This window comes from Curtobacterium sp. MCBD17_026 (assembly GCF_003234895.2).
GTDB lineage: Bacteria > Actinomycetota > Actinomycetes > Actinomycetales > Microbacteriaceae > Curtobacterium > Curtobacterium flaccumfaciens.
In genome coordinates this window covers 1,286,680-1,313,204 of record NZ_CP126281.1, presented here as the reverse complement: position 1 = coordinate 1,313,204, position 26,525 = coordinate 1,286,680, and the positions used below count along the sequence as shown (strand labels likewise).

Annotated in this window: 17 protein-coding genes, 1 tRNA gene and 3 rRNA genes; 2 read left to right on the top strand and 19 right to left on the bottom strand. The window is 68.9% G+C overall.

Annotated elements, in window-relative coordinates; all coding sequences use genetic code 11:
- Positions 1-17: 17 nt before the first annotated feature.
- The 10 genes from DEI85_RS06245 to DEI85_RS06200 form a co-directional block, all read right to left on the bottom strand.
- Complete coding sequence (locus DEI85_RS06245) at positions 18-2,783, bottom strand: AMP-binding protein (protein WP_181436359.1); 2,766 nt, start codon at positions 2,781-2,783, stop codon at positions 18-20.
- Positions 2,784-3,162: 379 nt separating this feature from the next.
- Positions 3,163-3,234 (bottom strand) — tRNA-Gln (locus DEI85_RS06240).
- A 45-nt stretch (positions 3,235-3,279) separates the two neighbouring features.
- The gene (locus tag DEI85_RS06235; RefSeq protein WP_110862944.1) at positions 3,280-4,335 is read right to left on the bottom strand and encodes an NAD(P)/FAD-dependent oxidoreductase; all 1,056 of its coding nucleotides are present in this window, start codon (positions 4,333-4,335) and stop codon (positions 3,280-3,282) included.
- A gap of 6 nt (positions 4,336-4,341) precedes the next feature.
- Positions 4,342-5,829: a glutamate--tRNA ligase gene (gltX, locus tag DEI85_RS06230; protein WP_110862943.1), complete on the bottom strand. Its 1,488-nt coding sequence runs from the start codon at positions 5,827-5,829 to the stop codon at positions 4,342-4,344.
- 114 nt (positions 5,830-5,943) lie between these two features.
- A 5S ribosomal RNA gene (rrf, locus tag DEI85_RS06225) occupies positions 5,944-6,060 on the bottom strand.
- A 158-nt stretch (positions 6,061-6,218) separates the two neighbouring features.
- Positions 6,219-9,346, bottom strand: a 23S ribosomal RNA gene (locus DEI85_RS06220).
- A gap of 431 nt (positions 9,347-9,777) precedes the next feature.
- Positions 9,778-11,299, bottom strand: a 16S ribosomal RNA gene (locus DEI85_RS06215).
- Together the 16S, 23S and 5S rRNA genes form the textbook arrangement of a ribosomal RNA operon.
- A 603-nt stretch (positions 11,300-11,902) precedes the next feature.
- Complete coding sequence (gene rlmN, locus DEI85_RS06210; protein WP_110862858.1) at positions 11,903-13,135, bottom strand: dual-specificity RNA methyltransferase RlmN; 1,233 nt, start codon at positions 13,133-13,135, stop codon at positions 11,903-11,905.
- 93 nt (positions 13,136-13,228) lie between these two features.
- A complete protein-coding gene (locus tag DEI85_RS06205) occupies positions 13,229-14,182 on the bottom strand; it encodes a C40 family peptidase (RefSeq protein WP_110862857.1) in 954 nt (317 codons plus the stop codon).
- A gap of 182 nt (positions 14,183-14,364) precedes the next feature.
- Complete coding sequence (locus DEI85_RS06200) at positions 14,365-15,123, bottom strand: pyridoxamine 5'-phosphate oxidase family protein (protein ID WP_110862856.1); 759 nt, start codon at positions 15,121-15,123, stop codon at positions 14,365-14,367.
- A 21-nt stretch (positions 15,124-15,144) separates the two neighbouring features.
- Here DEI85_RS06200 and pdxR point away from each other — a divergent pair, with 21 nt between their 5' ends.
- A complete protein-coding gene (gene pdxR, locus DEI85_RS06195) occupies positions 15,145-16,596 on the top strand; it encodes a MocR-like pyridoxine biosynthesis transcription factor PdxR (RefSeq protein WP_146238635.1) in 1,452 nt (483 codons plus the stop codon).
- 9 nt (positions 16,597-16,605) lie between these two features.
- Here the strand turns inward: pdxR and DEI85_RS06190 are convergent, their stop codons facing one another.
- The 3 genes from DEI85_RS06190 to DEI85_RS06180 form a co-directional block, all read right to left on the bottom strand.
- Positions 16,606-17,130, bottom strand: coding sequence for a hypothetical protein (locus DEI85_RS06190; protein WP_110862854.1), 525 nt, complete (start codon positions 17,128-17,130; stop codon positions 16,606-16,608).
- A gap of 76 nt (positions 17,131-17,206) precedes the next feature.
- Positions 17,207-17,398, bottom strand: a complete 192-nt coding sequence (locus DEI85_RS06185; RefSeq protein ID WP_110862853.1) for a hypothetical protein — start codon at positions 17,396-17,398, stop codon at positions 17,207-17,209.
- A 109-nt stretch (positions 17,399-17,507) separates the two neighbouring features.
- Positions 17,508-18,269 carry an SDR family NAD(P)-dependent oxidoreductase gene (locus tag DEI85_RS06180; RefSeq protein ID WP_110862852.1) on the bottom strand — a complete coding sequence of 254 codons (762 nt, stop codon included), beginning with the start codon at positions 18,267-18,269 and terminating at the stop codon, positions 17,508-17,510.
- Between the two features lie 80 nt (positions 18,270-18,349).
- Between DEI85_RS06180 and DEI85_RS06175 the strand changes: the two genes are divergently transcribed.
- Positions 18,350-19,945: a D-apionate lactonase family protein gene (locus tag DEI85_RS06175; protein ID WP_110862851.1), complete on the top strand. Its 1,596-nt coding sequence runs from the start codon at positions 18,350-18,352 to the stop codon at positions 19,943-19,945.
- A gap of 32 nt (positions 19,946-19,977) precedes the next feature.
- On the opposite strand, the gene DEI85_RS06170 is transcribed toward DEI85_RS06175, so the two are convergent.
- Genes DEI85_RS06170 through DEI85_RS06145 form a run of 6 tightly spaced genes read right to left on the bottom strand, consistent with a single transcriptional unit; the run spans position 19,978 to position 26,226 of the window.
- Positions 19,978-20,895 (bottom strand): phosphogluconate dehydrogenase C-terminal domain-containing protein, encoded by a 918-nt coding sequence (locus DEI85_RS06170; protein WP_110862850.1) that lies wholly within the window; start codon positions 20,893-20,895, stop codon positions 19,978-19,980.
- Entirely contained in the window at positions 20,892-21,737 is an 846-nt protein-coding gene (locus DEI85_RS06165) for a sugar phosphate isomerase/epimerase family protein (protein WP_111124421.1), read from the bottom strand. Before DEI85_RS06165 ends, DEI85_RS06170 begins: the two co-directional genes overlap by 4 nt.
- On the bottom strand, positions 21,734-22,555 hold the full coding sequence (locus DEI85_RS06160) for a triose-phosphate isomerase family protein (protein WP_111124420.1): 822 nt from the start codon (positions 22,553-22,555) through the stop codon (positions 21,734-21,736). Before DEI85_RS06160 ends, DEI85_RS06165 begins: the two co-directional genes overlap by 4 nt.
- On the bottom strand, positions 22,555-23,040 hold the full coding sequence (locus DEI85_RS06155) for a ribose-5-phosphate isomerase (protein ID WP_111124419.1): 486 nt from the start codon (positions 23,038-23,040) through the stop codon (positions 22,555-22,557). Before DEI85_RS06155 ends, DEI85_RS06160 begins: the two co-directional genes overlap by 1 nt.
- A 25-nt stretch (positions 23,041-23,065) precedes the next feature.
- Positions 23,066-24,811, bottom strand: a complete 1,746-nt coding sequence (locus tag DEI85_RS06150) for a dihydroxyacetone kinase family protein (protein ID WP_111124418.1) — start codon at positions 24,809-24,811, stop codon at positions 23,066-23,068.
- Positions 24,808-26,226, bottom strand: a complete 1,419-nt coding sequence (locus DEI85_RS06145) for an MFS transporter (protein ID WP_111124417.1) — start codon at positions 26,224-26,226, stop codon at positions 24,808-24,810. The genes DEI85_RS06150 and DEI85_RS06145 overlap by 4 nt, the downstream gene beginning before the upstream one ends.
- Positions 26,227-26,525: the final 299 nt, after the last annotated feature.

Sequence of the window (26,525 nt, the reverse complement as noted above, 5' to 3'; positions counted from 1 at the left end):
CCGGTCGTGGGCCGGTCTCAGGCCTGCGGCACGTCCGCCGTCTCGAAGGCGGCCCGCAGCGCGACCGCCAGCTCGGCGACGTGCGGTTCCCGCAGCAGCGACGTGTGCTCGCTCGCGATCCGCACCATCTCGGTGGGCCCGCGAAGCAGGGCGGACCACCCGGCGGCGTCGGGGTTGGCGTCGGCGAGGACGTAGGTGGCGCGCCCGTGGAACGGCGTCGGGTGGTGACGCCTGGTGACGATCTCGGCCTGGTCGAAGAAGGCGTCGAAGTCCTTCTGCCCACCGTGCCGCAGCACGCCGGCGGTGTACGCACGGAGCCGCTTGGCGAACAACGCGCCGTACGGCACACCCGCGGGCAGGACCCGCCTGACCGCGCGGTCGAGCCCCCGCTGCACGGCCCGGACAGCGGTGTTCGGTTGGTCGCGCGGCTCCATCCGGCCGAAGTGCAGGCGGGCCTGTTCGGACTTCGTGCGGGGCAGGTAGGTGTCGAGCAGGACGACGTGCTCCACCTGCTCGCCGCTCTCGGTGAGGAGCCGGGCGATCTCGAGCGCGACGAGTCCGCCGAGCGAGTGCCCGACGAGCAGGTAGGGGCCGCGGGGCTGCACGATGCGCATCAGGGCGAGGTAGCGGCGGGCGCTCCGCTCGATGTTCCAGTCCGGCATCCCACGGCGCTCGAGCGCGTGCTGCTGGAACGCGTACAGGTCGTGCGCGGGCAGGTGCCGCGAGAGCGGCAGGAACGTCAGCGCCAGGGCACCGCCACCGGCGAAGCAGAACACCGGCGGACGGCCGCCCTCGCGCGCCTCGGACACCTTCACGACGTCGGGGTGGCTCGGCAGCGCGCTCGTCCCGCTCCGCACCCGTCGGGCAAAGGCGCGGAGCGTCGGGTGCTCGAGCACGTCCGAGGAGCGCAGGTCGACGCCGAGGCGGTCCTGCACGACGGCGAGCATCTCCTCGGCGGACAGCGAGTCGCCGCCGAGCGCGGAGAAGTCCTCGTCCAGGTGCACGCCCCGGAGCCCGAGCACCTCGGCCCAGATCTGCCCCACGACGAGCTCCCACTGGTCGTACTCGCCCTCGACCATCTCGGTCTCGACACTCGGCGCCCCGGGGAGTTCGGCCCGGTCGACCTTGCCCCGCTCGTTCCGCGGCAGTTCGGTCATCGGCACGATCGACGCCGGCACCATGTACTCGGGCAGCCGGTCGCGGAGCGCCCGTCGGAGCGCACCCGGTGCCGGGGTGCGGTGTCCGGGGCGACCGACCACGTAGGCGACCAGCCGGGTGACGGAGCCGGGGTCGACCTGAGCAGTCACGACCGCGTCGTGCACCTCGGGGACCGCGCGGAGCGCCGCCTCGACCTCACTCGGCTCGACCAGGTAGCCACGGACCTTCACGGCGTCGTCGGAGCGGCCGAGCAGCACGAGCCGGCCGTCGGGGTCGACGCGTGCCAGGTCGCCCTGCCGCCAGCTCGGGGTCCCGACGGGGATGCCGGCGCCGGCCTCGGCCTCGCCGGTGCGTCCGGCCCGTTCGGCGGTCTTCTCCGGCGCGCCCCAGTAGCCCGCGGTCAGGGCGTCGGAGACCACGACGAGCTCGCCGGTCTCCCCCGGGTCGGCGGGGCTGCCGTCCTCACGGAGCACGAGCACCGTCTTGCCGGGCAACGGCCACCCGGCCGGCACGACGCCCACGGGCACCGGCTCGCCCGGGGTCACCGGGCAGTACGCGACGCAGGCGGTCTCGCTCGAGCCGAAGGCGTTCAGGAGCAGCGTGTCCGGGTCCAGGTGGGGTCGAGCCGCGGCGAGGTCGGCGCCGGTGACGGACTCGCCCGTGGTCATCAGGAAACGCAGTCCGCCGAGCACGGGTGCGGTCCCTGCGGCGGTCCCGTGCGACCCGGGGGCGTTCTGCGACCCGATGATCGAGCGCAGCAGGTGCGGGGTGCAGACGAGCACGTTCACGTCGTCGTCCCGGAACCGCCCCAGCAGCCGCTCGACACCCAGTTCACGCGGCTCGAGCAGCACGATGGTGCCGCCGCAGAGCAACGTGTCGAACGAGAACAGGAGCCCGGCCGCGAACGACAGCGGCAGGACGACCCCGAGCCGGTCGCCGGGGCCCAGGCCGAGGGCGACCGCGTCCTGCTCGGCGTCGGCGATCTGCTGCCGGTGCGTCAGGACGACGCCCTTCGGCATGCCGGTCGAGCCGGAGGTGAAGACGATGGCGAAGGGGTCCCGCCCGCCGGGGCGCACGCCGACGGAGTCCGTCGACGGGGCCGCGCCCGGTTCGCCCGCGTCCAGCAGTTCGCCGAGTGCGTGCACCCGGCCGTCCCGCTCCGCGACCACGTCGGCGGCCAGCGCCGCACGTTCGGTGTCGGCGACGATCTCGTCGACGCCGGCGAGCCGGGCCACGTGTGCCAGGCGTGCTGCGGGCAGGTGGTCGTCGAGCACCACCACGGTCCGTCCGGCACGCACCAGCGCGAGGACACCGATCACGGCCTCGGTCGACTGCCCCGCCATCAGCCCGACAGGCTTCGACGCCCCGCCCGGGGTGTCGCCGACGCCGGCGCCGCTGTGGTCGTCGGGTCGGAGCGTCACGGCCAGGGCTGCGGCCAGCGCGCGCGAGGCCCGGTCCGCTTCGGCGTAGGTGTACGGACGGCCGTCCCCCGCGAGCGCGGCGGCGTCGCCCCGGAGTGCCACCACGCGGTCCCAGCGGTCCAGCACGGAGTGGTCGGCCGCCGCGGGCACGGCTGCGGGGTGGTTCCAGGGATCGACGGTCGTCAGCGGGTCGACGGAGGTCACGATGACACCTCGGGTGCTCAGCAGCGGACCGCCACGACTCCCGCGACGGTCTTCTGACCGTAGGTCCGCGCTCCCCCCGCCCGCGAGCAGGCGACGGCCCGGTGCGGGGAACCGCAACCGGCCTGGAGGCGCGGCCTGCGTCCGCCACGGACGGTACGACTCCGGAACGACCGGACCACCGCCGTGGGCGCCTTCCGCACGGCGGCTGCACCGGCTCGGGGATCGTGCGGTTCCGCGCAACCTCCGGATCAGCCGTGGCGTGACCGTGGATGAGCCGTGCATGGCCGATGAGGACGCTCGGACCCACCACGGCCGGGAACGCGAACGGCCCGGGAACGAGAACAGCCCCCGGGAGATCCCGGGGGCTGTTCATCGAGTGCTGGGGTACCTGGACTCGAACCAAGAACGACGGTACCAGAAACCGCTGTGTTGCCAATTACACCATACCCCAAAAGGCCTGTCGGCCTTCTGGCCCGGTCACCCGGGGCACGATCAACTACTGTACAGCATCCCGGAGGTCCGCAAGACCACCCACCAGGTCTCGGTGCACGGCGGCGGCGGTCGCGGCTCCGTGCCCGGCGGCGACGATGAGCTGTTCCGGCCCGGGAGGCGTGACGTCTCCCACGGCGTAGAGCCCCGGGACGGACGTCCGGCCCACCCGGTCGACCACGAGGAGTCCCTGCGTGTCGCGCTGGAGCCCCCCGAGTGCCTCGGGCGTGTCGCCGCCCGCCGCCGTGTTCCCGCTCGTTGCGCTCGTGCTCGTGTTCGTGTTCGTGGTGGCGCTCGTGGTGGCGCTCGTGCGCAGCCAGTCGAGGTCGGCGTGCCACACCGGTCGGACGAACCCACCGGTACGTGGCTCGACGTGGCCGTCGGCGAGCCGGACGCCGGTCATCCCGGAGCGATCGCCCTCGAGGTCCTCGACGACCCGCTCGTCCACGACGACCCCCGCCGACGCCAGCCGAGCGCGGCCCGCGTCGTCGAGCGGCGCCACCCCGTTCGTGTAGACGATCAGGTCGTCGGTCCAGGAGGCGATGAGCAGGGCGCGGTCGACCACGTCGTCGGTCTCGCAGATGAACGCGAGCGGCTGCCCGGCCTTGTCGTACGCATCGCACTCGACGCAGCTGTGCACCGCCGTGCCGTAGAACGCGCGGAGCATCGGCAGCGCCGGGAACTCCTCACGCAACCCCGTCGCCACGACGACCGTCCGGGCGCGGGCCTCGAGCTCGGTGCCGCGCCACGAACCGTGCACCCGCCAGGTGTCCGTGTCGGGGTCCGGGGCCACCAGGTCGACGACGGACTGCACGACCGTCGCTTCCGGGTACCCCTCGACCTCGGTCCGCCCGAGCTTGCGGAGCTCGAGCGGCGAGATGCCGTCCCGCGTCAGGAACCCGTGCGACCGCAGGGTCGCAGCGTTCCGGGGGCGGTTCGCGTCGACGAGCAGCACGGTGCGCTTCGCCCGGACCAGGTTGAGCGCAGCGCTCAGCCCGGCCGGACCAGCGCCGATGATCGCGACGTCGTGCACGACCGGGACGGTGTGCGCCGTGCTGGTCACGGTCGGTCAGCGCGCCGCGAGGGCGCGGAGCCGGGTCAGGGTGGACTCCTTGCCCAGGATCTCCATCGACTCGAACAGCGGCGGGCTGATCCGGCGTCCGGACACCGCCACGCGCAGCGGGCCGAAGGCGACGCGGGGCTTCAGGCCGAGCTCGTCGATGAGGGCCGCACGGAGCGCGCCCTCGACGGCCTCGGTGGTCCAGTCCTGGACGCCCTCGAGTGCCGCGGTGCTCGCCGTCAGGACCGTCGCCGTGTCGCCCTTGAGCGATGCCAGTGCGTCGTCCTCGACCACCAGGTCGGCGTCGGAGGTGAACAGGAACCCGAGCATCGCCGGTGCCTCGCCGAGCAGCTGCATGCGCTCCTGCACGAGCGGAGCCGCCTTGGTCAGGACCGCGAGCTGCTCCGGGGTCGCCGGGTCGCTGATGAACTCCGACAGGTACGGCAGCAGGCGCGACCGGAAGTCCTCCGGCGCCAGCAGACGGATGTGGTCCCCGTTGATCGCCTCGGCCTTCTTGTGGTCGAAGCGGGCCGGGTTCGGGTTCACGTCGGTGACGTCGAACGCCGCGACCATCTCGTCGATCGAGAACACGTCGCGGTCGGGGCCGATCGACCAGCCGAGCAGCGCCAGGTAGTTGACGAGCCCCTCCGGGATCATGCCGGCGGCACGGTGGTGGAACAGGTTCGACTCGGGGTCACGCTTCGAGAGCTTCTTGTTGCCCTCACCCATCACGTACGGCAGGTGCCCGAACACGGGGATGGAGGGCGCGAGGCCGATCTCGTACAGCGCCTCGTACAGGGCGATCTGCCGCGGGGTCGACGACAGCAAGTCCTCGCCCCGGAGCACGTGGGTGATGCCCATCAGGGCGTCGTCCACCGGGTTCGTGAACGTGTACAGCGGCTTGCCGTTCGGACGGACCACCACGAAGTCGGGGAACGTGCCCTGCTTGAAGGTGATCTCGCCGCGCACGAGGTCGTCGAAGCTCAGGTCACGGTCGGGCACTCGCAGGCGGAGTGCCGGCTCGCGGCCCTCGTCGCGGAAGGCCTGGCGTTCGGCGTCGGTCAGGTCACGCTCGTGGTTGTCGTACCCCTGCTTCGGGTCACGACCGGCGGCCTTGTTGCGGGCCTCCATCTCGTCCGGCGTGACGAAGGACTCGTAGACGTGGCCCGATTCCTTGAGCTTCGCGATCACGTCGTCGTAGATCGCCGTGCGCTCGGACTGCCGGTACGGTCCGTGCTCGCCGCCGGCGTCCACCCCTTCGTCCCAGTCGAGCCGGAGCCACCGGAGTGCGTCGAGGATCTGCGCGTACGACTCCTCGCTGTCGCGGGCGGCGTCGGTGTCCTCGATGCGGAACACGAGCTTGCCGCCGGTGTGTCGGGCGTACGCCCAGTTGAAGAGCGCGGTACGGATGAGCCCGACGTGCGGGGTCCCCGTCGGGCTCGGGCAGAAGCGGACGCGGATGTCGGAGCCGGAGGCGGTGGTGAATGGCGCAGTCATGACCCGTCAACCCTACCGCGGCGCCTGTCCCTCCCCCTGCCCTGCGGACGGGCCGCAAATGCAGAAAACCCCTGACCAGTACTGGTCAGGGGTTCCCTGGTGTTTCTACGTTAAGTCCGGCGGCGTCCTACTCTCCCACAAGGTCCCCCTTGCAGTACCATCGGCGCTGAGAGGCTTAGCTTCCGGGTTCGGAATGTGACCGGGCGTTTCCCTCTCGCTATGACCACCGGAACACTCTCGACCAGATCATACTGTTGGCCTCAAAGCTGTCCCAGCTGCTGCCCCCAGTGAAGAGGGCAGAGCGGTGTATTCAGTTTCGATTCCCGATCGTCTGTCGGGAACCACAAAGTGGACGCGAGCCCGTGCAACACGTGCACGGAAATCAGTGTGTTATCAAGTCTTCGGCTTATTAGTACCGGTCAGCTCCACGGGTCGTTAGTCCCCGCTTCCACATCCGGCCTATCAACCCAGTAGTCTGCTGGGAGCCTCTCACACTCAAGGTGCATGGAAATCTCATCTCGAAGACGGCTTCCCGCTTAGATGCTTTCAGCGGTTATCCGGTCCGAACGTAGCTAATCAGCGGTGCCCTTGGCAGAACAACTGACACACCAGAGGTTCGTCCATCCCGGTCCTCTCGTACTAGGGATAGATCTTCTCAAATTTCCAACGCGCGCAGCGGATAGGGACCGAACTGTCTCACGACGTTCTAAACCCAGCTCGCGTACCGCTTTAATGGGCGAACAGCCCAACCCTTGGGACCTACTCCAGCCCCAGGATGCGACGAGCCGACATCGAGGTGCCAAACCATGCCGTCGATATGGACTCTTGGGCAAGATCAGCCTGTTATCCCCGAGGTACCTTTTATCCGTTGAGCGACAGCGCTTCCACAAGCCACTGCCGGATCACTAGTCCCGACTTTCGTCCCTGCTCGACCTGTCAGTCTCACAGTCAAGCTCCCTTGTGCACTTACACTCGCCACCTGATTGCCAACCAGGTTGAGGGAACCTTTGGGCGCCTCCGTTACTCTTTGGGAGGCAACCGCCCCAGTTAAACTACCCATCAGGCACTGTCCATGAACCCGATCAGGGTCCTACGTTAGACATCCAAAGTGACCAGAGTGGTATTTCAACAATGACTCCACGAACACTAGCGTGCCCGCTTCACAGTCTCCCACCTATCCTACACAAGCCACTCCGAACACCAATACCAAACTGTAGTAAAGGTCACGGGGTCTTTCCGTCCTGCTGCGCGTAACGAGCATCTTTACTCGTAGTGCAATTTCGCCGAGTTCGCGGTTGAGACAGCTGGGAAGTCGTTACGCCATTCGTGCAGGTCGGAACTTACCCGACAAGGAATTTCGCTACCTTAGGATGGTTATAGTTACCACCGCCGTTTACTGGGGCTTAAATTCAGAGCTTCGCCCAAAGGCTAACCCTTCCTCTTAACCTTCCAGCACCGGGCAGGCGTCAGTCCGTATACATCGTCTTGCGACTTCGCACGGACCTGTGTTTTTAGTAAACAGTCGCTTCCCACTGGTCTCTGCGGCCTTCAACGCTCACGGAGTAAATCCGGTCACGTGTCCGGCCCCCCTTCTCCCGAAGTTACGGGGGCATTTTGCCGAGTTCCTTAACCACGATTCTCTCGATCTCCTTGGTATTCTCTACCTGACCACCTGAGTCGGTTTCGGGTACGGGCGGCTGCAACCTCGCGTCGATGCTTTTCTCGGCAGCATAGGATCACTGATTTCCCCTTACGGGTACGCGTCGGATCTCAGGCACACAGACGACGGATTTGCCTATCGTCAGCCCTACATCCTTACACCAGGTTCACCTTACGGATACCATCGCCTGGCTCAGCTACCTTCCTGCGTCACACCTGTTCATACGCTAACCGCACCAGCATGGGGTCGAGCGTTAGACCGGCCACCATCACCCCGAAGGGATCCGGTTGTACCGGGTTAGGACTCTTAGCACCACTGGATTAGCTTGGGCGGTTGTTCGCCGGTACGGGAATATCAACCCGTTGTCCATCGACTACGCCTGTCGGCCTCGCCTTAGGTCCCGACTTACCCAGGGCGGATTAACCTGGCCCTGGAACCCTTGGTCTTTCGGAGGACGGGTTTCTCACCCGTCTTTCGCTACTCATGCCTGCATTCTCACTCGTGTAGCGTCCACGGCTGGATCACTCCGCCGCTTCACTCGCCACACGACGCTCTCCTACCACTCCGCACGACTGAACCACGAAGGCTTGTCTATAGTGCGAAATCTACAACTTCGGTGGTGTGCTTGAGCCCCGTTACATTGTCGGCGCGGAATCACTTGACCAGTGAGCTATTACGCACTCTTTCAAGGGTGGCTGCTTCTAAGCCAACCTCCTGGTTGTCTGTGCAACTCCACATCCTTTCCCACTTAGCACACGCTTAGGGACCTTAGTTGGTAGTCTGGGTTGTTTCCCTCTCGACGATGAAGCTTATCCCCCACCGTCTCACTGCTGCGCTCTCACTCACCGGCATTCGGAGTTTGGCTGACGTCAGTAACCTGTTGAGGCCCATCGGCCATCCAGTAGCTCTACCTCCGGCGAGAAACACGCAACGCTGCACCTAAATGCATTTCGGAGAGAACCAGCTATCACGAAGTTTGATTGGCCTTTCACCCCTATCCACAGCTCATCCCCTCCATTTTCAACTGAAGTGGGTTCGGTCCTCCACGACGTCTTACCGTCGCTTCAACCTGGCCATGGATAGATCACTTCGCTTCGGGTCTAGAACATGCGACTCAAACGCCCTATTCAGACTCGCTTTCGCTACGGCTGCCCCTCACGGGTTAACCTCGCCACATATCACTAACTCGCAGGCTCATTCTTCAAAAGGCACGCCGTCACCCCTACTAAGGAGGCTCCGACGGTTTGTAAGCAAACGGTTTCAGGTACTATTTCACTCCCCTCCCGGGGTACTTTTCACCTTTCCCTCACGGTACTTGTCCGCTATCGGTCATCTGGGAGTATTTAGGCTTATCAGGTGGTCCTGACAGATTCACACGGGATTTCTCGGGCCCCGTGCTACTTGGGATACACATCCGGCCATAACACCATTTCGTCTACGGGGCTGGCACCCACTACGGCCCGGCTTTCAAACCGGTTCGACTATGATGCGCTGTAACCGTCCCAGTCCGGCAGAACTGAGTGACGTGTCCCACAACCCCGACCATGCAACGCCCGCCGGCTATCACACATGATCGGTTTAGCCTCATCCGCTTTCGCTCGCCACTACTCACGGAATCACATGTTGTTTTCTCTTCCTGTGGGTACTGAGATGTTTCACTTCCCCACGTTCCCTCTACCCGCCCTATATATTCAGGCGGGAGTCACCAGGTCGCAAAACGCCTGGCGGGGTTTCCCCATTCGGAAATCCTCGGATCGAGGCTCGATTATCAGCTCCCCGAGGCTTATCGCAGATTTCTACGTCCTTCATCGGCTCCAGATGCCAAGGCATCCACCGTTTGCTCTTAGAAACTTGACCACAAAGATTAAAATTGCGATCCAACGTCACCACACCAACCCGAAGGCTGATCATGGATGACGCGAATCAAAGATGCTCGCGTCCACTGTGTAGTTCTCAACATACGATCGGCACCAGCACTCCCCCACCACAACGGTAGGTTCACCCTGGCCCGACGAAGGACCCGTAGGCCCAACCCCCACCAACACTCACGCGTCAGCAGGAAGCCTGGTCCCTCAGGACCCAACAACGTGCACCAGCCAGCAGCTCCACCTTCGACCCGTCCCAACCCTGCAAGCAGAGCGTACTGAGGTCGGAAGCATCACTCCCAACTGCACTGTCAATGTTCCACCCATGAGCTACCCGTCGGACACGTTCGGTCCGAATCAGGCGCCTGGACCAGCAACCAACCACCCATGATGGGCGACCAGCACTGACCAGATGCTCCTTAGAAAGGAGGTGATCCAGCCGCACCTTCCGGTACGGCTACCTTGTTACGACTTAGTCCTAATCACCGATCCCACCTTCGACGGCTCCTTCCACAAGGGTTAGGCCACCGGCTTCGGGTGTTACCGACTTTCATGACTTGACGGGCGGTGTGTACAAGGCCCGGGAACGTATTCACCGCAGCGTTGCTGATCTGCGATTACTAGCGACTCCGACTTCATGAGGTCGAGTTGCAGACCTCAATCCGAACTGAGACCGGCTTTTTGGGATTCGCTCCACCTTACGGTATCGCAGCCCTTTGTACCGGCCATTGTAGCATGCGTGAAGCCCAAGACATAAGGGGCATGATGATTTGACGTCATCCCCACCTTCCTCCGAGTTGACCCCGGCAGTCTCCTATGAGTCCCCGGCATAACCCGCTGGCAACATAGAACGAGGGTTGCGCTCGTTGCGGGACTTAACCCAACATCTCACGACACGAGCTGACGACAACCATGCACCACCTGTACACCGACCACAAGGGGGCGACCATCTCTGGCCGTTTCCGGTGTATGTCAAGCCTTGGTAAGGTTCTTCGCGTTGCATCGAATTAATCCGCATGCTCCGCCGCTTGTGCGGGCCCCCGTCAATTCCTTTGAGTTTTAGCCTTGCGGCCGTACTCCCCAGGCGGGGCGCTTAATGCGTTAGCTACGACACAGAAACCGTGGAAAGGTCCCTACATCTAGCGCCCAACGTTTACGGCATGGACTACCAGGGTATCTAATCCTGTTCGCTCCCCATGCTTTCGCTCCTCAGCGTCAGTTACGGCCCAGAGATCTGCCTTCGCCATCGGTGTTCCTCCTGATATCTGCGCATTCCACCGCTACACCAGGAATTCCAATCTCCCCTACCGCACTCTAGTCTGCCCGTACCCACTGCAAGCCCGAGGTTGAGCCTCGGGATTTCACAGCAGACGCGACAAACCGCCTACGAGCTCTTTACGCCCAATAATTCCGGACAACGCTTGCACCCTACGTATTACCGCGGCTGCTGGCACGTAGTTAGCCGGTGCTTTTTCTGCAGGTACCGTCACTTTCGCTTCTTCCCTACTAAAAGAGGTTTACAACCCGAAGGCCGTCATCCCTCACGCGGCGTTGCTGCATCAGGCTTTCGCCCATTGTGCAATATTCCCCACTGCTGCCTCCCGTAGGAGTCTGGGCCGTGTCTCAGTCCCAGTGTGGCCGGTCACCCTCTCAGGCCGGCTACCCGTCGTCGCCTTGGTGAGCCATTACCTCACCAACAAGCTGATAGGCCGCGAGTCCATCCCCAACCAAAAAATCTTTCCACCACCAGACCATGCGGCCAGTGATCATATCCAGTATTAGACGTCGTTTCCAACGCTTATCCCAGAGTCAGGGGCAGGTTACTCACGTGTTACTCACCCGTTCGCCACTAATCCACCCAGCAAGCTGGGCATCATCGTTCGACTTGCATGTGTTAAGCACGCCGCCAGCGTTCGTCCTGAGCCAGGATCAAACTCTCCGTAAAAAAATACAGACCCAACACCCGAAGGCATCAGACCGAGTTGATTCTGACTGTTGACTGTCTACTGACAATCTTCAATCCAAAAGGAATTGCTTCATGACCCGATCGGCAAACCGACCAGGCACGAGGTCAATCAATAAATTGGCATTGACAATGTGCACGCTGTTGAGTTCTCAAGGACCAGACGCACTCCCCGCTCGACCCGCAAAAGGTTCCGCCAGAGAGGCATTCGTCTTGTACAACATCCCGGGCACACAACCAGAGGTCGTGGTTCCGAGGAGTTGGTTGCCTGAGCGGGACCCCGTCCGGACTGCGCATCCAGGGCTTGCACCCTGTGACCGTCTCGGCCGTTCCGTTCTCCGCCTCAGCGGCAACGAGTGATTACTTTACACACGCCCCGGGGGCCCTGCCAACCGTCGTCCCTCCCGGGCGTGTCGCAGTCGGGTGAACGGCACGTGTCCCCCGGGTTTCCGGGGATCGACGGGGTGAGCGCGATCCCCGGGAACGACGGAAGGCACGGTGCGAACCCGCACCGTGCCTCCCGACTGAACGAACAGACGACCACCAGACCAACCGGACTGGACCGGTCCCGCTGATCCGACCGACCTACTCCGCCGCTGCCAACTGCCCGCACGCCCCGTCGATCTCCTTGCCGCGGGTGTCGCGCAGGGTCGTCGGGATGCCGGCGGCGTTGAGTCGGCGGACGAACTCGTCCTGCACGTGCACCTCGGACGAGGTCCACACGGAGCCCGGTGTCGGGTTGAGCGGGATCGGGTTGACGTGCACCCACCCCTTGCCGCGCTTGTTGAGCTTCTCGGCGAGCAGGTCGGCTCGCCAGGCGTGGTCGTTCATGTCCTTGATGAGCGCGTACTCGATCGAGACACGACGGCCCGTCTTGACGTAGTAGTTGTGGGCGGCGTCGATCGCCTCGTCGGCCTTCCAGCGCGAGTTGACCGGGATGAGCTCGTCGCGGAGCTCGTCGTCGGGGGCGTGCAGGGAGAGCGCGAAGGTGAGCGGGATCCCTTCGTCCGCGAGCTTGATCATCGCCGGCACCAGGCCGACGGTCGACACCGTGATGCCACGGGCACTCATGCCCAGACCGTTCGGCTGCGGTGCGACCATCAACCGCACGGCGTCCATCACCCGCTTGTAGTTCGCGAGCGGCTCCCCCATGCCCATGAACACGATGTTCGTCACGCGCTCGGCGTCGACGCGGTCCTGGCCGCCCTTGCGGGGATCGCCTCCGAGCTCACCGGCGGCGATCGCGGCGTTGGCCCGGACGATCTGCTCGATGATCTCGGCGGTGGACATGTTGCGGGTCAGCCCCGCCTGGCCGGTGGCGCAGAACGGGCAGTTCATGCCGCACCCGGCCTGGGACGAGACGCACAGGGTGATGCGGCCCGGGTAGCGCATGAGGACCGACTCGACCAGGGCGCCGTCGTGCAGCTTCCAGAGGAACTTGATCGTGTCGCCGTTGTCGGTCGCCAGCCGCCGGGTCTCGGTGAGGAGCGGCGGCAGCATCCCGGCGACGAGCTGCTCCCGCTGGGCGGCGGGCAGGTCGGTCATCTTCGCCGGGTCGGACGTGTAGTGCTGGAAGTAGTGGGTCGCGAGCTGCTTGGCGCGGAACCCGGGCAGGCCGAGTTCCTTCACGCGGGCCTCGCGTTCCTCGGCCGTCAGGTCGGCCAGGTGCACGGGCGGCTTGCCACGCTTCGGGGACGCGAACTGCAGGAGCGGGCGACCGTCGGTGTCGGTGGCCTGCTTCCAGCCCTCGGTGCGCGGGCGCACCTGCGGACGAGCAGACTGCTGCTGTTCGAACGGGGTGCGGGTGTCGGAAGCCATCACTCCAGGATACGGGAGGCCCGTGATCGGTGGGGACGCCCCGTCCGGGTGGTCCTGCTGGTCACCACCATGGCCACACCACAGCTGGTCGGGTCAGCCGCCGGCCGGCAGGACGCGCGCGAAGTGGTGCGCCGCCGAGTACATCGGGACGATGTCGACGACCTCGCCCGGGTGCGGTGCCTGCAGCACGAGCCCCTGGCCGAGGTACAGGCCGACGTGGTCCTCGTCGTCGTACACCACGAGATCGCCCGGCAACGCCTCGGACTCCGGGATCGTGGTGGCGACGGCGTCCTGCGTCGGCACGTAGTGCACGAGCTGGATCCCCACCGCCTGGTACGCGACCATCGTGAGCCCGGAGCAGTCGATGCCCTCGTGGCTCGCGCCGCCCTCGACGTACGGGTCCCCCATGTACTGCAGGGCGGTCTGCACGATCGTGGCCCGATCGCCCCCGGCCGAGAGTGCGGCGGACAACGCGGATTGCGCCTGCGCGGTCGTCACGCCGAAGCGGAGGTCGAGCGTCGGGTAGGACACGATCGTCGTCGTGGTGGTCATGCCGTCGGTGGAGACCACGGGGACCTGGACGTCGTGCGCCACCGTGAAGGTCTGGGCGTCCTGCGCCGTGGTCGTGCCGGAACGGGTGTCCGCAGGCAGGGTGTCGGCGTTCGCGGGCAGGGCGAGCGTCAGGCTCGAGGTCACCGCGATGGCGGGGGCGAGCAGGATCGCCGCGCGCTTCGCGTTCGCGGAACGGCGGATGTGCCGCGGGTCGACGGCGCGCTCGGCGCGCAGGGTGGCGGTCCGGCTCAGCACCGCGCTGCCGGCCGACGACGCGACGGAGGCGGGACGCGGCTGCATCCGCACGGTCAGGGCCGGCTTCGGGTGCTCGACGAAGGTGGAACGGGCGGCCGCGGGGCCGAGGGCCGAGCGGCGACCACGGGGACGGGACTGCTGCGTGTCCGGCGTCAGCGGCGCGGGGCCGACCGCGGGGTGCGCATGCGTTCGCGCGGGCTGACGGTCGTCGGCTGCTGCAGGCAGGGTGTGGCGTCCCATGTGTCCTTCCGGGTCGGGACCACTCGGCGGTCCGGAAAGTAACGTATTGGTCACGGCGGTGCTCGCGGCTGGGCAGCGCCGGAGTGTTCCTGCGGCTGGTCACAGGAACGAGCACCGCTCGCAGGCCACTCCGACGGCGCGCACGGGCGTTCCGGAGCCGGCCCGTAGCGGTGGACCCGGGCTCAGACCGGCGTGACCCGCATGACGGCGGCGATCCGGGCCTCCCGGTCGGCCGCCAGGCGGTCGAGGCGAGCCGACAGCGCGACGACCGATGCGTCCACCGGGCTGTCCCCCGAGATGTCCCCCGGGATCGGGACCCCGGCGCGGACCGCGAGTGGCAGGACGCCCGCCCAGACGGTGTGGTCCTCGCCGTCTGCCGGGTCCTCGCCGACACCGTGGGCTCGGACCTTGACGCTCGCGCGGTCGAGGGGCAGCTGGAGGACCTGGGTGGCGCGGACCTCCTTCGCGGTCATCTCGCGCACCTCGGCTCGGCGGCCCGGCATGAGGTGGTCGGCCACCTGCCAGAGGGCTTCGGTGCGGAGGTCGGTCGGCACCACGGTGGCGCGCCCGGCGATCATCGCGCTGCGGTAGTTCGCCGAGCTGTCGTTGGTCGAGCGTGCGAAGACGAGGCCGTCCAGGTGGGTGACGGTGGCGGCGACCGGGACGCCCTCGGCCCCGGCGTCGAGGAACAGACCGCCACCGGTCGAGCCGTGCAGCAGCAGGACGGGGCCGTCGCCGAGGTCCCCGACGGCGCAGAGGAACGGCAGGACGACGGGGTGGCCATCGCGGACGATGCCGACGTGGGCCAGGTGCGCCTCGGCGAGGATCGCGTGCAGGACCGCGGGGTCGTCGGACTGGCGGTCGCGCAGGCGGCGGACACGGAGCGAGGGGCCGTCGGCGGTCGGGTCCGTCGGGTTCGGCTGGGTGTTCGGGGTGGGCATGGGCTCACGCTAGGGTCACCAGTGGTCCGGCATGTGGACCAGATCGGGGCGATCACGGTGGACCAGTCGAGCAAGGTGTCCGGCGTGGTGGCACGGGTGCGCGGGATGGTGCACGACGGCACCCTGCGCGAAGGCGATCCGCTGCCGTCGACGCGGGCGCTCGCGGCGGAACTCGGGGTGGCCCGGGGCACCGTCGTCGCGGCGTACGAGCAGCTCGACGGCGAGGGGTACCTGCGGACGCGGCACGGTGCCCTCGCGCGGGTCGCGGCGGACCTGCACGGGCCGACGACGAGTGCGCCGTCGGCCGTCGGCACGGACACCGCCGGCTCTGGCGCGGTCAGCCTCGCGGCCGCTTCGCCGTCCGCTCCGCTCATCGACTGCCGTCCGGGCATCCCCGCCGTCACGGCCATCCCGCAGCGGGACTGGCAGGCAGCCTGGCGCGCAGCGGCGTCGGCCCCGCTCCGGAACGCGATCGCGGACCCGCTCGGCTCCCCCGACCTGCGGGCACAGGTCGTCGCCCAGCTCGGCCTGACCCGCGGGTTCACGGCGACGGTCGACCGGGTGCTCGTGACCGCGGGGACCTCGGAGGCGCTGTCGCTCGTCACCGAGGCGCTGCGGGGGCTGCTGGGTCGCGCTCCCGTCGTCGCCGTCGAGGACCCCGGCTACCGCACCGGACACCGTGCGATCACGAGCGCGGGCGGGTCCCTGGTGGGCGTCCCGGTCCGGGAGGACGGCCTCGACCTCGACGCGCTCGAGGCCGCCGGACCGGTCGACGCCGTCCTGGTCAGCCCGACGCACCAGTACCCGCTCGGGTCGGTGATGCCCGTCGCCCGGCGCCGGCGGCTGCTCACCTGGGCCGCCACCACCGGCACCGTGGTGGTGGAGGACGACTACGACTCGGAGTTCCGGCACCGCGGCGCGCCCGTGCCCGCGCTGGCCGCACTCGACGCGGAGGGCGTGGTGCTGCACGTCGGCGGCTTCTCGAAGACGCTCGACCCCCGGCTGCGCTGCGCGTACGTCGTGCTGCCGACGGTCGCGGCGACGGGTTCCCCGGTGACGGAGGCGGTGCTCGCCGCCCGTCGGGCACGTGGTGCGGTCGTCGCCGAGCCGGTGCAGGCCGCGCTCGTGCACATGCTGCGGACGGGTGCGCTGCGGCGGCACCTGGGTCGGGTGCGCCGCGACTACACGCACCGCCGGGCCCGGATCGCGGCTCGGCTCGGCGGCGTCGCCGGCCTGGAGGCCCGTGCTCTCAACGGCGGGCTGCACGCGGTGGTCACGTGGTCGGGTCCGACCACCGGGGCGCAGATCGCGCCTCGGCTGGCGGACGCCGGGGTGCTCGTCGCGACGCTCGAGGAGTACGGGCTCGCGCCGGGCAGCACGCCGCCGGGCATCGTGTTCGGCTACGGCGCCGTGACGCTGCCGGAGCTCGACCGCGCGCTCGACGCGCTGGTGGCAGCGGTCACGGGAAGCTGATCAGGGTCGTCAGCCGCCGTACTGGGCGGTGCCCACGACGTTCGACCCGGCCCCCCGGCACGCGGTGATCAGGGTTCGCCCGACGAGTTCCCACCCGGGAGTCATCTCGAGCGCCGGCCCGGACTCCGGTGCGGGGTGCGCGTCGAGGTACTCGTGCGCGTAGTCGATCGCGTCGTCGAGTTCCTCGTCGCTGCTCGACAGGTGCTCGTAGCCGAAGCGTTCGGCGGCGATCAGTGCCTGGTACTGCGCCTCGGAGAGATCGCCCTGGCTGTGCGCGACCGTCGCGTTCAGCGAGATCGTCGTCAGCGCGCTGATCTGGCCGCAGATCGCCGCAGCACTCCGGTCTTCTTCCATCGGGTCCGTCGCACCGCGCACGGGCTGGGCGTCCGAGGTCTCCGAGGTCGGCGTCGGGGTCGACGTCGACACCGCCGCGGTGCCCGCATCGGCCGAGCACCCGGCGAGCGAACCGGACACGAGGACCGCGCTCACGACGACCAGGGGCAGTGCGGACCGGAAGGAGACCATGAACGTCATCGTGGCAGCACCCTCGTGCTGCTCGCGTCGTCGTGTCCCGATCGAGACCTCGTCGAGACCGGATCGTGAGCTTGCGTCAGCGGGACTCAGCGGTGCCGTTCCCCCGTGCGTTCACGAGGTCGGCCAGGGACGGCTCACCGGCGTCGCCGGGCAGTGCGTGTCCGCGGCGGGCGGCCTTGCGGACCTGTCGGTAGGTGGTGAGGTGCAGGGGGTCCACACCGTCGGCGGACTCGTAGTTCGACGGGGCAGTGGTGGGCGATTCGGTCATCGCGACGGACGGTACGCGTGCCGGGAGCCGCGGAACCACCTGCTGCGTTCCGCGGCCAAATGTCGGGCGTGGGAGGGTCCGGCGGGGCGCACCGGGCCTCCGAGACGGGTCAGAGGCTCGTCATGCCGCCGTCGACGCGGAACTCCGCGCCGGTGGCGTAGGACGACTCCGCGCTGGCCAGGTAGACCATGATCCCGGTGACGTCGTCGGGGGTGCCCGGGCGGCCGAGGGGGGTGCGGGCGACGATCGCGGCTCGGGCCTCGGGGTCGCCGGAGATCGCCGAGACGAGGCCGGTCTCGGTGTAGCCAGGCACGACCGTGTTCACCCGGATGCCGTTCCCCGCGTAGGCCATCGCGGTCGCCCGGACGAGTGCGTGGATGCCGCCCTTGGTCGAGGAGTACGCCGCGAAGTCGGCGCCCTCACCGTTCAAGCCGGTTGGGGACCCGGTGGCGATGACCGACCCGCCGGTGCCGCTCGCGAGCATCGCCCGGACGGCGTGCTTGATCGTCAGGAACGTGCCGGTGAGGTTGACCGCGAGCGTGCGGTCCCAGGTCTCCAGCGACAGGTCCGCGACCTTCGCGTCGTGGCCGAACAGCTGCACCCCGGCGTTCGCGACCACGACGTCCGGGGTCGCACCACGGTCGGCCAGTTCGGCGAACCCCGCGGCCACGCTCGCCTCGTCGGCGATGTCCATCGTCAGGCCGATCGCGGTCGGACCGGCTGCGACGGCGGCACTGTTGGCCGCGTCGGCGTCCCGGTCGGCGTAGACGACCCTCGCCCCCTCGGCCACGAAGCGGTCGGCGATCGCGCGGCCGATGCCGGACCCCGCTCCCGTGACGAGTGCGGTCCGGCCGTCGAGTCGTGCGGTCATGTGGGACTCCGTCCTCGGAGCAGCGCTGCTCCGTCACCCCCATCATTGCCCAACCGGTTGACCGGTGCTAGGCATGCACCATGACTGCGACGTCGAACGACGAGATCGTGTCCGTCGGGCACTGGCGTCTGGCGCTGCGCGGAGCCGAACTCGCCGACGTCGCCTTCCGGGGCGTGCTCGTCCTGCGCGCCGTCCGGTTCGTCGTCCGCGACCACGACTGGCGCACCGCCGACGACACGGTGCTGACACGCGCGGTCGGTGGTGACGACAGGTGCATCCGCATCGAGACCAGCGCACGGTACGACGGCGTCGAGGTCGTCCGCACGGTCCTCGAGGTCACGCTCGACGACGACACCCTTCGGGTCTCCGCGCTCGGGACGGTCACGCGGGCCTTCCGCCGCAATCGCCTCGGGCTCGTCGTCCTGCACCCGCCGACCCTGGCGGGGCAGCCGCTCACGGTGCGGCATCCGTCCGGTGTCAGCACCGCGACGGCGTTCCCGTTCTGGATCGCGCCGCACCAGCCTGCCGTCGACGTCGCCGGGCTCGACTGGGCGGCGGGCCCGGTCGCGCTGGCGCTCGACCTGACCGGCGACGTGTTCGAGACCGAGGACCAGCGGAACTGGACCGACGCCTCGTTCAAGACGTACTCGACGCCGCTCGCCGAGCGGTTCCCGATCGCGATCACGCCTGGGAGGACGGTCCGGCAGGGGCTCACCCTGCGTGCGACGACGGTCGGTTCAGCAGGTGGTCCGGGCACCCGGTCGGGAGGCGCGGCCTCCCCCGCCCCGGACCTCGCAGCGCTCGACGGGCCGGGTCCCGGTGCCGTGGTCACGCCGCCGCCGACGCTCCAGCTGCTCGCGGGTTCGGCGCCGGTCGCTGCGCGCCCGGACGACGCCGACCTGCTCCGCGGGTTCCCAATCCTGGTCGAGCCGACCCTCGGGGCCCCGAACGTCGAGGCGGTGCTCGCCTCGGCCCGACGGGACGCGGGTGGCGCTCCCCTGGACGTCCGGTTCGTCACCGACGACCCGGTGCCGCTGCGCGCGGCGATCGACGCGGTGCTCGAGGGCGGGCCGGTGGCTCGCGTCGGCGCGTTCGACCCGGTGTCGCACGTGACGACGCCGGCGCTGCAGCGGGCGCTGCGCGAAGCGGTGGCAGCGGTCGGCACCCTGGAGGTCGTCGCCGGTACCCGTGCCCACTTCACCGAGCTGAACCGCTCGATCGCGGTGTTCTCGGGCTGGGACGGCCCCCTGACCTGCAGCGTGACGCCGCAGATGCACGACCGGTCGCCCGATCAGGTGACCGAGTCGATCCGGATGCAGCGCTGGGTGGTGCGCAGTGCCTCCAGGCTGGCCGCCGGCAGGGCGCTGCACGTCGGGCCGGTGACGCTGCGGCCACGGTGGAACGCGGTGGCGACGGCGCCGACCCGGGTCGTGACGGACGCGACCGTCGAGCACGGGTACGGGCCGGAGACCGTTCCGGACGCGACCGACCCGGCGCAGCACACGCCGGCCGCCGAGCGGTGGTTCGCCGACTCGGTGCGGGCGCTGACGGTGCCGGGCGTGGCCTCGATCACGCTGGCCGAGGCGTGGGGGCCGCGCGGGTTCGTGGCGGCCGACGGCACGGGGAACGCCCCGCCGGAAGGGGGTCGGCGGGGCGTTCCGGTCCGGGCGCGCTGACGGGTCGGCGCGGTGGGCGGTGGCGGTGCGGCTCAGCGCCGGACGGCGTCGATCTTGAGCATCTTCGCGATGACCGAGTCGAGCTCGCTGTCGTCGAAGACCTGCTTCCAGTCCTCCTTGATGAGCTTCTCGCGGCCGTAGCCCATCGCGATGTGGCAGGCATCGGAGAACGGGTTCGAGCCGCGCAGGCCGTTCGTCAGCGCGATCCAGGTGTGGCCGTAGAGCATGGCGCGGGCGGCCTCGCGGGGCACGCCGACACCGGTGACGGTCTCCTCGAGGGCGTCGTTGAGGAAGTCGCCGATCATGCAGGCGATCGTCTCGACCAGGGTCGGCTCGAGCACGGCCAGCTGCTTCACCGTGACCCAGTGCACCTGGATGACCGGGGCGTACATCGTGGTGATGACGGCCTCGGCGACGGCCTTGGCGCGGTCGCCCTCGTCGCCGAGCGACTCCGAGGCGTCGAAGGCCGCGATGACCTCCTGCGGGGCGGCGATGCCACCGAAGGTGTCGTCCCACTCGGCCTTGGTGGTGCGCTCGAGGAACACCGACGGGTGGCACGGGTGCGCCACGGCGTAGTGGATGTCCTCGCGCTTCGCCAGCAGACCGGCGTAGGCGGCCGCGGGGTCGAGCGTCAGGATCGACGCGCCGGGCTTCATGACGGGGACGAGCTGCTCCGAGATGGTGCCGAGCAGGACGTCCGGGACGGCGAGGACGACGACGTCGGCGGCCTTCGCGGCGTCGAGGCTGTCGGTGATCTCGCGGCCGAGGGCCCGGATGCGCTCCTGGCCGGCGGGCGAGGCCTCGCTGTAGAGGGTGGTGTACTCGCTCTTCGCGAAGTTGTTCGAGACGCGGGTGCCCATCTTGCCGCCGGCACCGATCACGGCGACGGTGACGTCGGCCGTGCCGGATCCGGCAGCGACGGTGTGGGGGGTGGTGACGGTGTCGGTCATGATTCCTTGCTCCTGATGTACTCGATGGTGTGTTCGGTCCACGCCGCTTCGATGCGGGTGGTGGTCTGTGCGGGGGTCTCCCCCGGCAGCGGTTCGGCGCCCGCGTGCTCGTCCTGCCACGGCAGCCAGAACTCGATGACGCGGTTGATCCCCCGGGTGTCGGGCTCGAGCGCGGCGCGGACGGCGTCGTGGTCGAGGATCCCGGTGCCGATCGGGACGCCGGTGTACTGGAAACCGACCCAGCCCGGTGAACGGGTGAAGGCGGAGTCCTTGACGTGCCAGTTCACGACGTGCGGGGCGGTCATCGCCACGACGTCCCTCGGGTGTTCGAGCCGGGCGACGGTGTTCGCCGGGTCGAGGCAGATGCCGAGGCTGTCGGAGCCGATCGCCCGGACGACGGCGACGAGGTCGGCGGTGGCGACGACCTCGTAGGTCTCCAGCGCGAGGGTCACGCCCGCGCGCTCGTAGGCGGGGAGCGCCTGCCGCAGACGTCGTTCGGTCTCGGCCGCGTCGGGCTGGTCGTCGCCGCTCGTCCACATGCTCCGCACGAGGGTCGCGCCGAGCTGCTGCGCGACGTGCAGGTACCGAGCGAGGTGCTCCGGCCGGGTGCCGCGGGTTCCGACCTCGAGCGTGAGACCGAGGTCGGCCGCCAGGGACCGGATCGAGGCCAGGCGCTCGTCGGTCGCGGTGTCGAGCGGCAGATGGTCGCAGATCTGGAACAGGTCGACGCCGTCGTGCGACGCGGCGTCGCGCAGGGCGTCGTCGAGGGACATCGGCGACGGGACGCGGTCGGACATGCGCCAGGAGTAGGCGTAGGTGGAGAGGCCGAGCAGGGAGGTCATGCCCGTGCTCCGTTCTGCATCGCGGCCAGCGCCTCGGCTTCGTCGAGGATCGTGCGGATCGCCTCGGGGTCGTGGGCGAAACGGCCGAGGAACAGGCCGCCGATGCGTCCGGCACCGCGGGTCAGCAGGCCCGGACCGGCACTGCCGCCGTAGATCGCGACGGAACCGGCGAGCTCCGGCCGGGTCGCCAGGTGCTGCTCGATGCCGGCCAGGACCGCGACGATGTGCTCGTCGGGCGCGGGCTGCGGGGCACCGATCGCCCACACCGGCTCGTAGGCGGCGATGAGCGGCCCGGCGAGGCCGTCGGCGGTCGCCGTCGCGGTGAAGCGGTCGAGCTGGGCGGTGACCTCGGCGATCGCGGCCGCGGGGTCGCCGTCGGCGGTGCGCTCGGTCTCGCCGATGCAGACGAGGGGGCGGAGGCCGTTGCGGAAGGCGGCGTGCACCTTGCCGGCGATGTCCTGGTCGGACTCGTGGAACAGGGAGCGGCGCTCGGCGTGCGCGATCTCGACCAGGTCGACGCCGATCTCGGCGAGTTCGGCGCCGGACACCTCACCGGTGAACGCGCCCTCGTCGGCCCAGGCGAGGTCCTGGGCGCCGAGCAGCACCGGGACGCCCGACTCGGTCAGGATCGCCCGGACGGGGACGAGCGACGGGAACGTCGGCACGACGAAGAGCTCGACCGCGCCGGACCGCACCGCCGGGTGGCTCCGGGCGATGTCGGCCACGGCGGCCGCCCACGCGAGCGTCCGGGCGTGCGAGAAGTACATCTTGAGCGACACCCCGATCGTCACGGGGGCGGTCGCCGTGGTCGCGGGCATCAGGCGTCGGTCCCGACCGGGGCAGAACCGTCGTAGGCGCAGATCGCGTCGACCTTCTCGGCACTCGCGCTCGTCTGGTCGAAGGTGTAGCCGAGCCACTCCTTCGCCATCCGGCGCGCGACCTCGACCCCGACGACGCGCTGACCCATGCAGAGGACCTGGGCGTCGTTCGACAGGATCGAGCGCTCGACCGAGAACGAGTCGTGCGCGGTCACGGCGCGGATGCCGGGGACCTTGTTCGCCGCGATCGCGACACCGAGCCCGGTGCCGCAGATCAGGATGGCGCGGTCGGCCTCGCCGTTCGCCACCAGACGAGCGGCGTCGACGGCGACGTGCGGGTAGGCGGTGTGGCCGTCGGCCTCCACGCCCACGTCGACGACGGAGGCCACGCGGGGGTCCTTCGCCAGGTCGGCCTTGATGGCCTCCTTGTAGTCGAAGCCGGCGTCGTCCGAACCGACGACGATGCGGAACTGCTGCTCACTCATGCGGGTGTGCCTTTCGGGGTGGGGGTCAGGCGGGGACGTCGATGGTCGCCAGGACCGCGGCGGTGATGAGGGCGAAGGAGATCGCGCCGGCGTCCGGGGTACCGACGGCGTCCTCGCCGTGGGTGCGGGCACGTCCCATCCGGGGCAACAGGTCCGCCGTGGCGTCCGCCGCGGTCTGTGCTGCGGCCGAGGCGGCCGACCAGGCGTCGACGATCCCGTCGCCCGCGGCGACCCGGGCCGAGAAGACCTGGTCGAACGGTACGAGTGCGTCGACCATCGTCTTGTCGCCGGGGACGGCCCCGAATGCCAGGACGGCTTCGGCGGCGGCGTGCACCGCGCTCTGGACGGTCGCGGGTGTCGAATGGGACTCGTCCCCGAGGACGCGACCCAGGGCCTCCAGGGCGGCGCCCCAGATCGCACCGGACGTCCCACCGGCCTTGTCGGACCAGGCATCTCCGGCGATCGCGAGGACCGAACCGGCGCCGGCGCCACGGGCCGCGGCGTCCTGTGCCGCACGGTCGGCGGCGGTGGAGCCGCGCTGCATGCCGATGCCGTGGTCGCCGTCACCGGCGACGGCGTCGATGCGGCCGAGCTCGTCGGCGTGGTCGTCGATGGTGGCGCGGATCGCGGCGATCGCCCTCGCGACGCGGGCGGCCGAGGCCTGGGACTCCTCGCTGCCCGGCGTCACGGGCACGACCACGCCGGCTTCGAGCACCTCGACCGGCACCGGCTGCTGCGGGACGGCGCCGCCCTTGCGGTACCCGGGGGCGTCGGCGGGGGCGGCCCAGAGCTGCTCGAGTTCGTCGTCGAGCCAGAACAGGGTCAGCGAGACGCCCGCCATGTCGAAGCTCGTGACGAGTTCGCCGACCTCGGGCTCCACGATGACGATGCCGGCGTCGGTGAGCTTCCGCTGGACGGCGCCGAAGACGACGAAGAGCTCCTCGTACTTGACCGAGCCGAGGCCGTTGAGGATCGGGACGACGCGGGGGGTGGCATCCTTCGTGGTGCCGTGTGTTGTGGTGCCGGTGCCGTCGGGTCGCTCGGTGAGCAGCTTGTCGACGAGCAGGTCGGCCAGGCCGTCCGCGGTGGGGACGTCGGCCTCGGCGATGCCGCGTTCGCCGTGGATGCCCATGCCGATGGCCATGCGCCCCGCGGGGACGGTGAAGAGCGGCTCGTCGGCGCCGGGCAGGGAGCAACCCGAGAACGCGACCCCGAAGCTGCGGGTGCGGTCGTTGGCCCGGGCCGCGATCGCGGTGACCGCGTCGAGGTCGTCGCCGCGTTCCGCGGCCGCGCCGGCCACCTTGAACACGCAGAGGTCCCCCGCGATGCCCCGGCGCTTGTGTGCCTGGTCGGCGGGCGCGGACGCGACGTCGTCGGTCACGCGGACCGTGCGGACGTCGATGCCCTGTGCCTCGAGTGCCCGTGCCGCGGCGTCGAAGTTGAGGACGTCACCCGCGTAGTTGCCGTAGCTCAGCAGCACGCCACCGCCGTGCTCGGACGCCTTCGCGACCGCGGTGACCTGCTGGGCACTCGGGCTGGCGAACAGGTTGCCCATCGCGGCACCGGCCGCCAGGCCGTGCCCGACGAGGCCGCCGAAGGCCGGGTAGTGGCCGGAGCCACCGCCGACGACGAGCGCGACGGTGCCCTCGGGGCTGGTGGTGGAGCGGGCGACACCGCCGTGCACCCTGCGGACCCGGGCGCGGTTGGCGGCGACGAAGCCGTCCACCATCTCGTCGGCGAAGTCCGCCGGGTCGTTGAACAGGCGGGTCATGCGCCGGCCTCCTTCGCGATGGCGGTCGGTCCGTCCGTGGCGGCGACCGCGGTGTCGGCTCCGGACGTCGCGGCGGCCGCTTCGTTGCGCTTCGTGTTCCGGCCGAGCACGAACATGAGCACGCTCGACAGCACCATGAAGAACCCGACGATGAACATCGGCACCTGGTACCCGCCGGTCCACTCGCTGACCGCACCGGTGATGTACGGGGCGGCGAACCCGCCGAGGTTGCCGACGGTGTTGATGAGGGCGACCCCCGCGGCCGCGGCGGCACCGGTCAGGAACTGCGTCGGGACCGTCCAGAAGTTCGGCAGGGCCGCGAAGATCGCACACGCGGTGATCGCGATGACGGCGACGGTCGCGGCCGAGCTGTTCATGTAGAGCGCGACCGGGATGCTCAGGCCACCGACAAGGGCCGGGACGGCGATGTGCCAGACCCGGACGCCACGACGGAAGGCGTCACGGGACCAGAAGTACAGGACCACCGCGGCCGGCACGTACGGGATGGCCGTGATGAGGCCCTTCTGGAACAGGTCGAACGTGGTGCCGAACTGCTCCTGGAAGCCGTCGATGATCGTCGGCAGGAAGAAGCTGAGCGCGTAGAGGCCGTAGATGAAGCCGAAGTACACCGCGGCGAGCATCCAGACGCGGCCGGAGCCGAAGGCCGCACGCAGGCCGCCCTTGCCGTGACCGTCGCCGCCGCCCTTCGCCGCGCTCTCGGCAGCGAGCGTCGTCTCCAGCCAGACCTTCTCGTCCTCGTCGAGCCACTTCGCCTGCGACGGCTTGTCCTTGAGCACGAAGAGGCACAGGACGCCGACGATGATCGCCGGGATCGAGACGCACAGGAACATGAAGCGCCATCCGGCCAGGCCGCCGAGGATCCCGTCGTGGGTCATCAGCCAGCCGGCGAGCGGGGAACCGATGACGCTCGTGAGCGGCTGCGCCAGGTAGAACAGCGCGAGCATCTTGCCGCGGTGACGAGCCGGGACCCAGGTCGACAGGAACAGGATCGCGCCGGGGAAGAAGCCGGCCTCGGCGATGCCGAGCAGGAAGCGCAGGCCGACGAGCTGCGGGTAGTTCTGCACCCACGTGAAGAGCAGGGACACGATGCCCCACGTGATCATGATGCGGGCGAGCCAGATCCGAGCGCCGAACCTGTGCAGCGCCAGGTTGGACGGCACCTCGAGCACGAGGTAGCCGATGAAGAACACACCGGACGCGAACCCGAACTGGGCGGCGGTCAGGCCGAGGTCGGCCTCCATGCCGTTGGGGGCGGCGAAGGAGATCGCGGTGCGGTCGAGGAAGTTGATGAAGAACATCAGTGCCACGAACGGCACGATGCGGATCGCGATCTTGCGGATGGCCGTCTTCTCGACGACCGAGGTGGGGATGCCTCGCGTGGCGGGGATGTCCACGATGACTCCTGCTCGGTGGGGGTGGTACGACTCCCGTCCTGGCGGCTGCGCCGGGATGGTCCTGGCGGCTGCGCCGGGATGGTCCTGGCGGCTGGGCCGGGACGGTCCTGGCGGCTGCGCCGGGACGCTCCGTGCTGCTGCGAGGATCGAGAGCGGGCGCATCGGTGCGCCTGGTCCAGTCTGCGTCGCGGTCGGTCAACTTGTCAACCGGTTGACCATTTCACGCGCGCTGCTGCTTCCTCCGCGACGCCGGTCGCCTCGGCGCCGCTCCTGCCGCAACCGGTTGACCGACCGGTACG

Coding starts and splice junctions, on each gene's coding strand:
- gltX (WP_110862943.1), bottom strand. CDS start 5,829: ATGACTGCGCCATTCACCACCGCCTCCGGCTCCGACATCCGCGTCCGC.
- rlmN (WP_110862858.1), bottom strand. CDS start 13,135: ATGGCTTCCGACACCCGCACCCCGTTCGAACAGCAGCAGTCTGCTCGT.
- DEI85_RS06205 (WP_110862857.1), bottom strand. CDS start 14,182: ATGGGACGCCACACCCTGCCTGCAGCAGCCGACGACCGTCAGCCCGCG.
- DEI85_RS06200 (WP_110862856.1), bottom strand. CDS start 15,123: ATGCCCACCCCGAACACCCAGCCGAACCCGACGGACCCGACCGCCGAC.
- DEI85_RS06190 (WP_110862854.1), bottom strand. CDS start 17,130: ATGACGTTCATGGTCTCCTTCCGGTCCGCACTGCCCCTGGTCGTCGTG.
- DEI85_RS06185 (WP_110862853.1), bottom strand. CDS start 17,398: ATGACCGAATCGCCCACCACTGCCCCGTCGAACTACGAGTCCGCCGAC.
- DEI85_RS06180 (WP_110862852.1), bottom strand. CDS start 18,269: ATGACCGCACGACTCGACGGCCGGACCGCACTCGTCACGGGAGCGGGG.
- DEI85_RS06175 (WP_110862851.1), top strand. CDS start 18,350: ATGACTGCGACGTCGAACGACGAGATCGTGTCCGTCGGGCACTGGCGT.
- DEI85_RS06170 (WP_110862850.1), bottom strand. CDS start 20,895: ATGACCGACACCGTCACCACCCCCCACACCGTCGCTGCCGGATCCGGC.
- DEI85_RS06165 (WP_111124421.1), bottom strand. CDS start 21,737: ATGACCTCCCTGCTCGGCCTCTCCACCTACGCCTACTCCTGGCGCATG.
- DEI85_RS06160 (WP_111124420.1), bottom strand. CDS start 22,555: ATGCCCGCGACCACGGCGACCGCCCCCGTGACGATCGGGGTGTCGCTC.
- DEI85_RS06155 (WP_111124419.1), bottom strand. CDS start 23,040: ATGAGTGAGCAGCAGTTCCGCATCGTCGTCGGTTCGGACGACGCCGGC.
- DEI85_RS06150 (WP_111124418.1), bottom strand. CDS start 24,811: ATGACCCGCCTGTTCAACGACCCGGCGGACTTCGCCGACGAGATGGTG.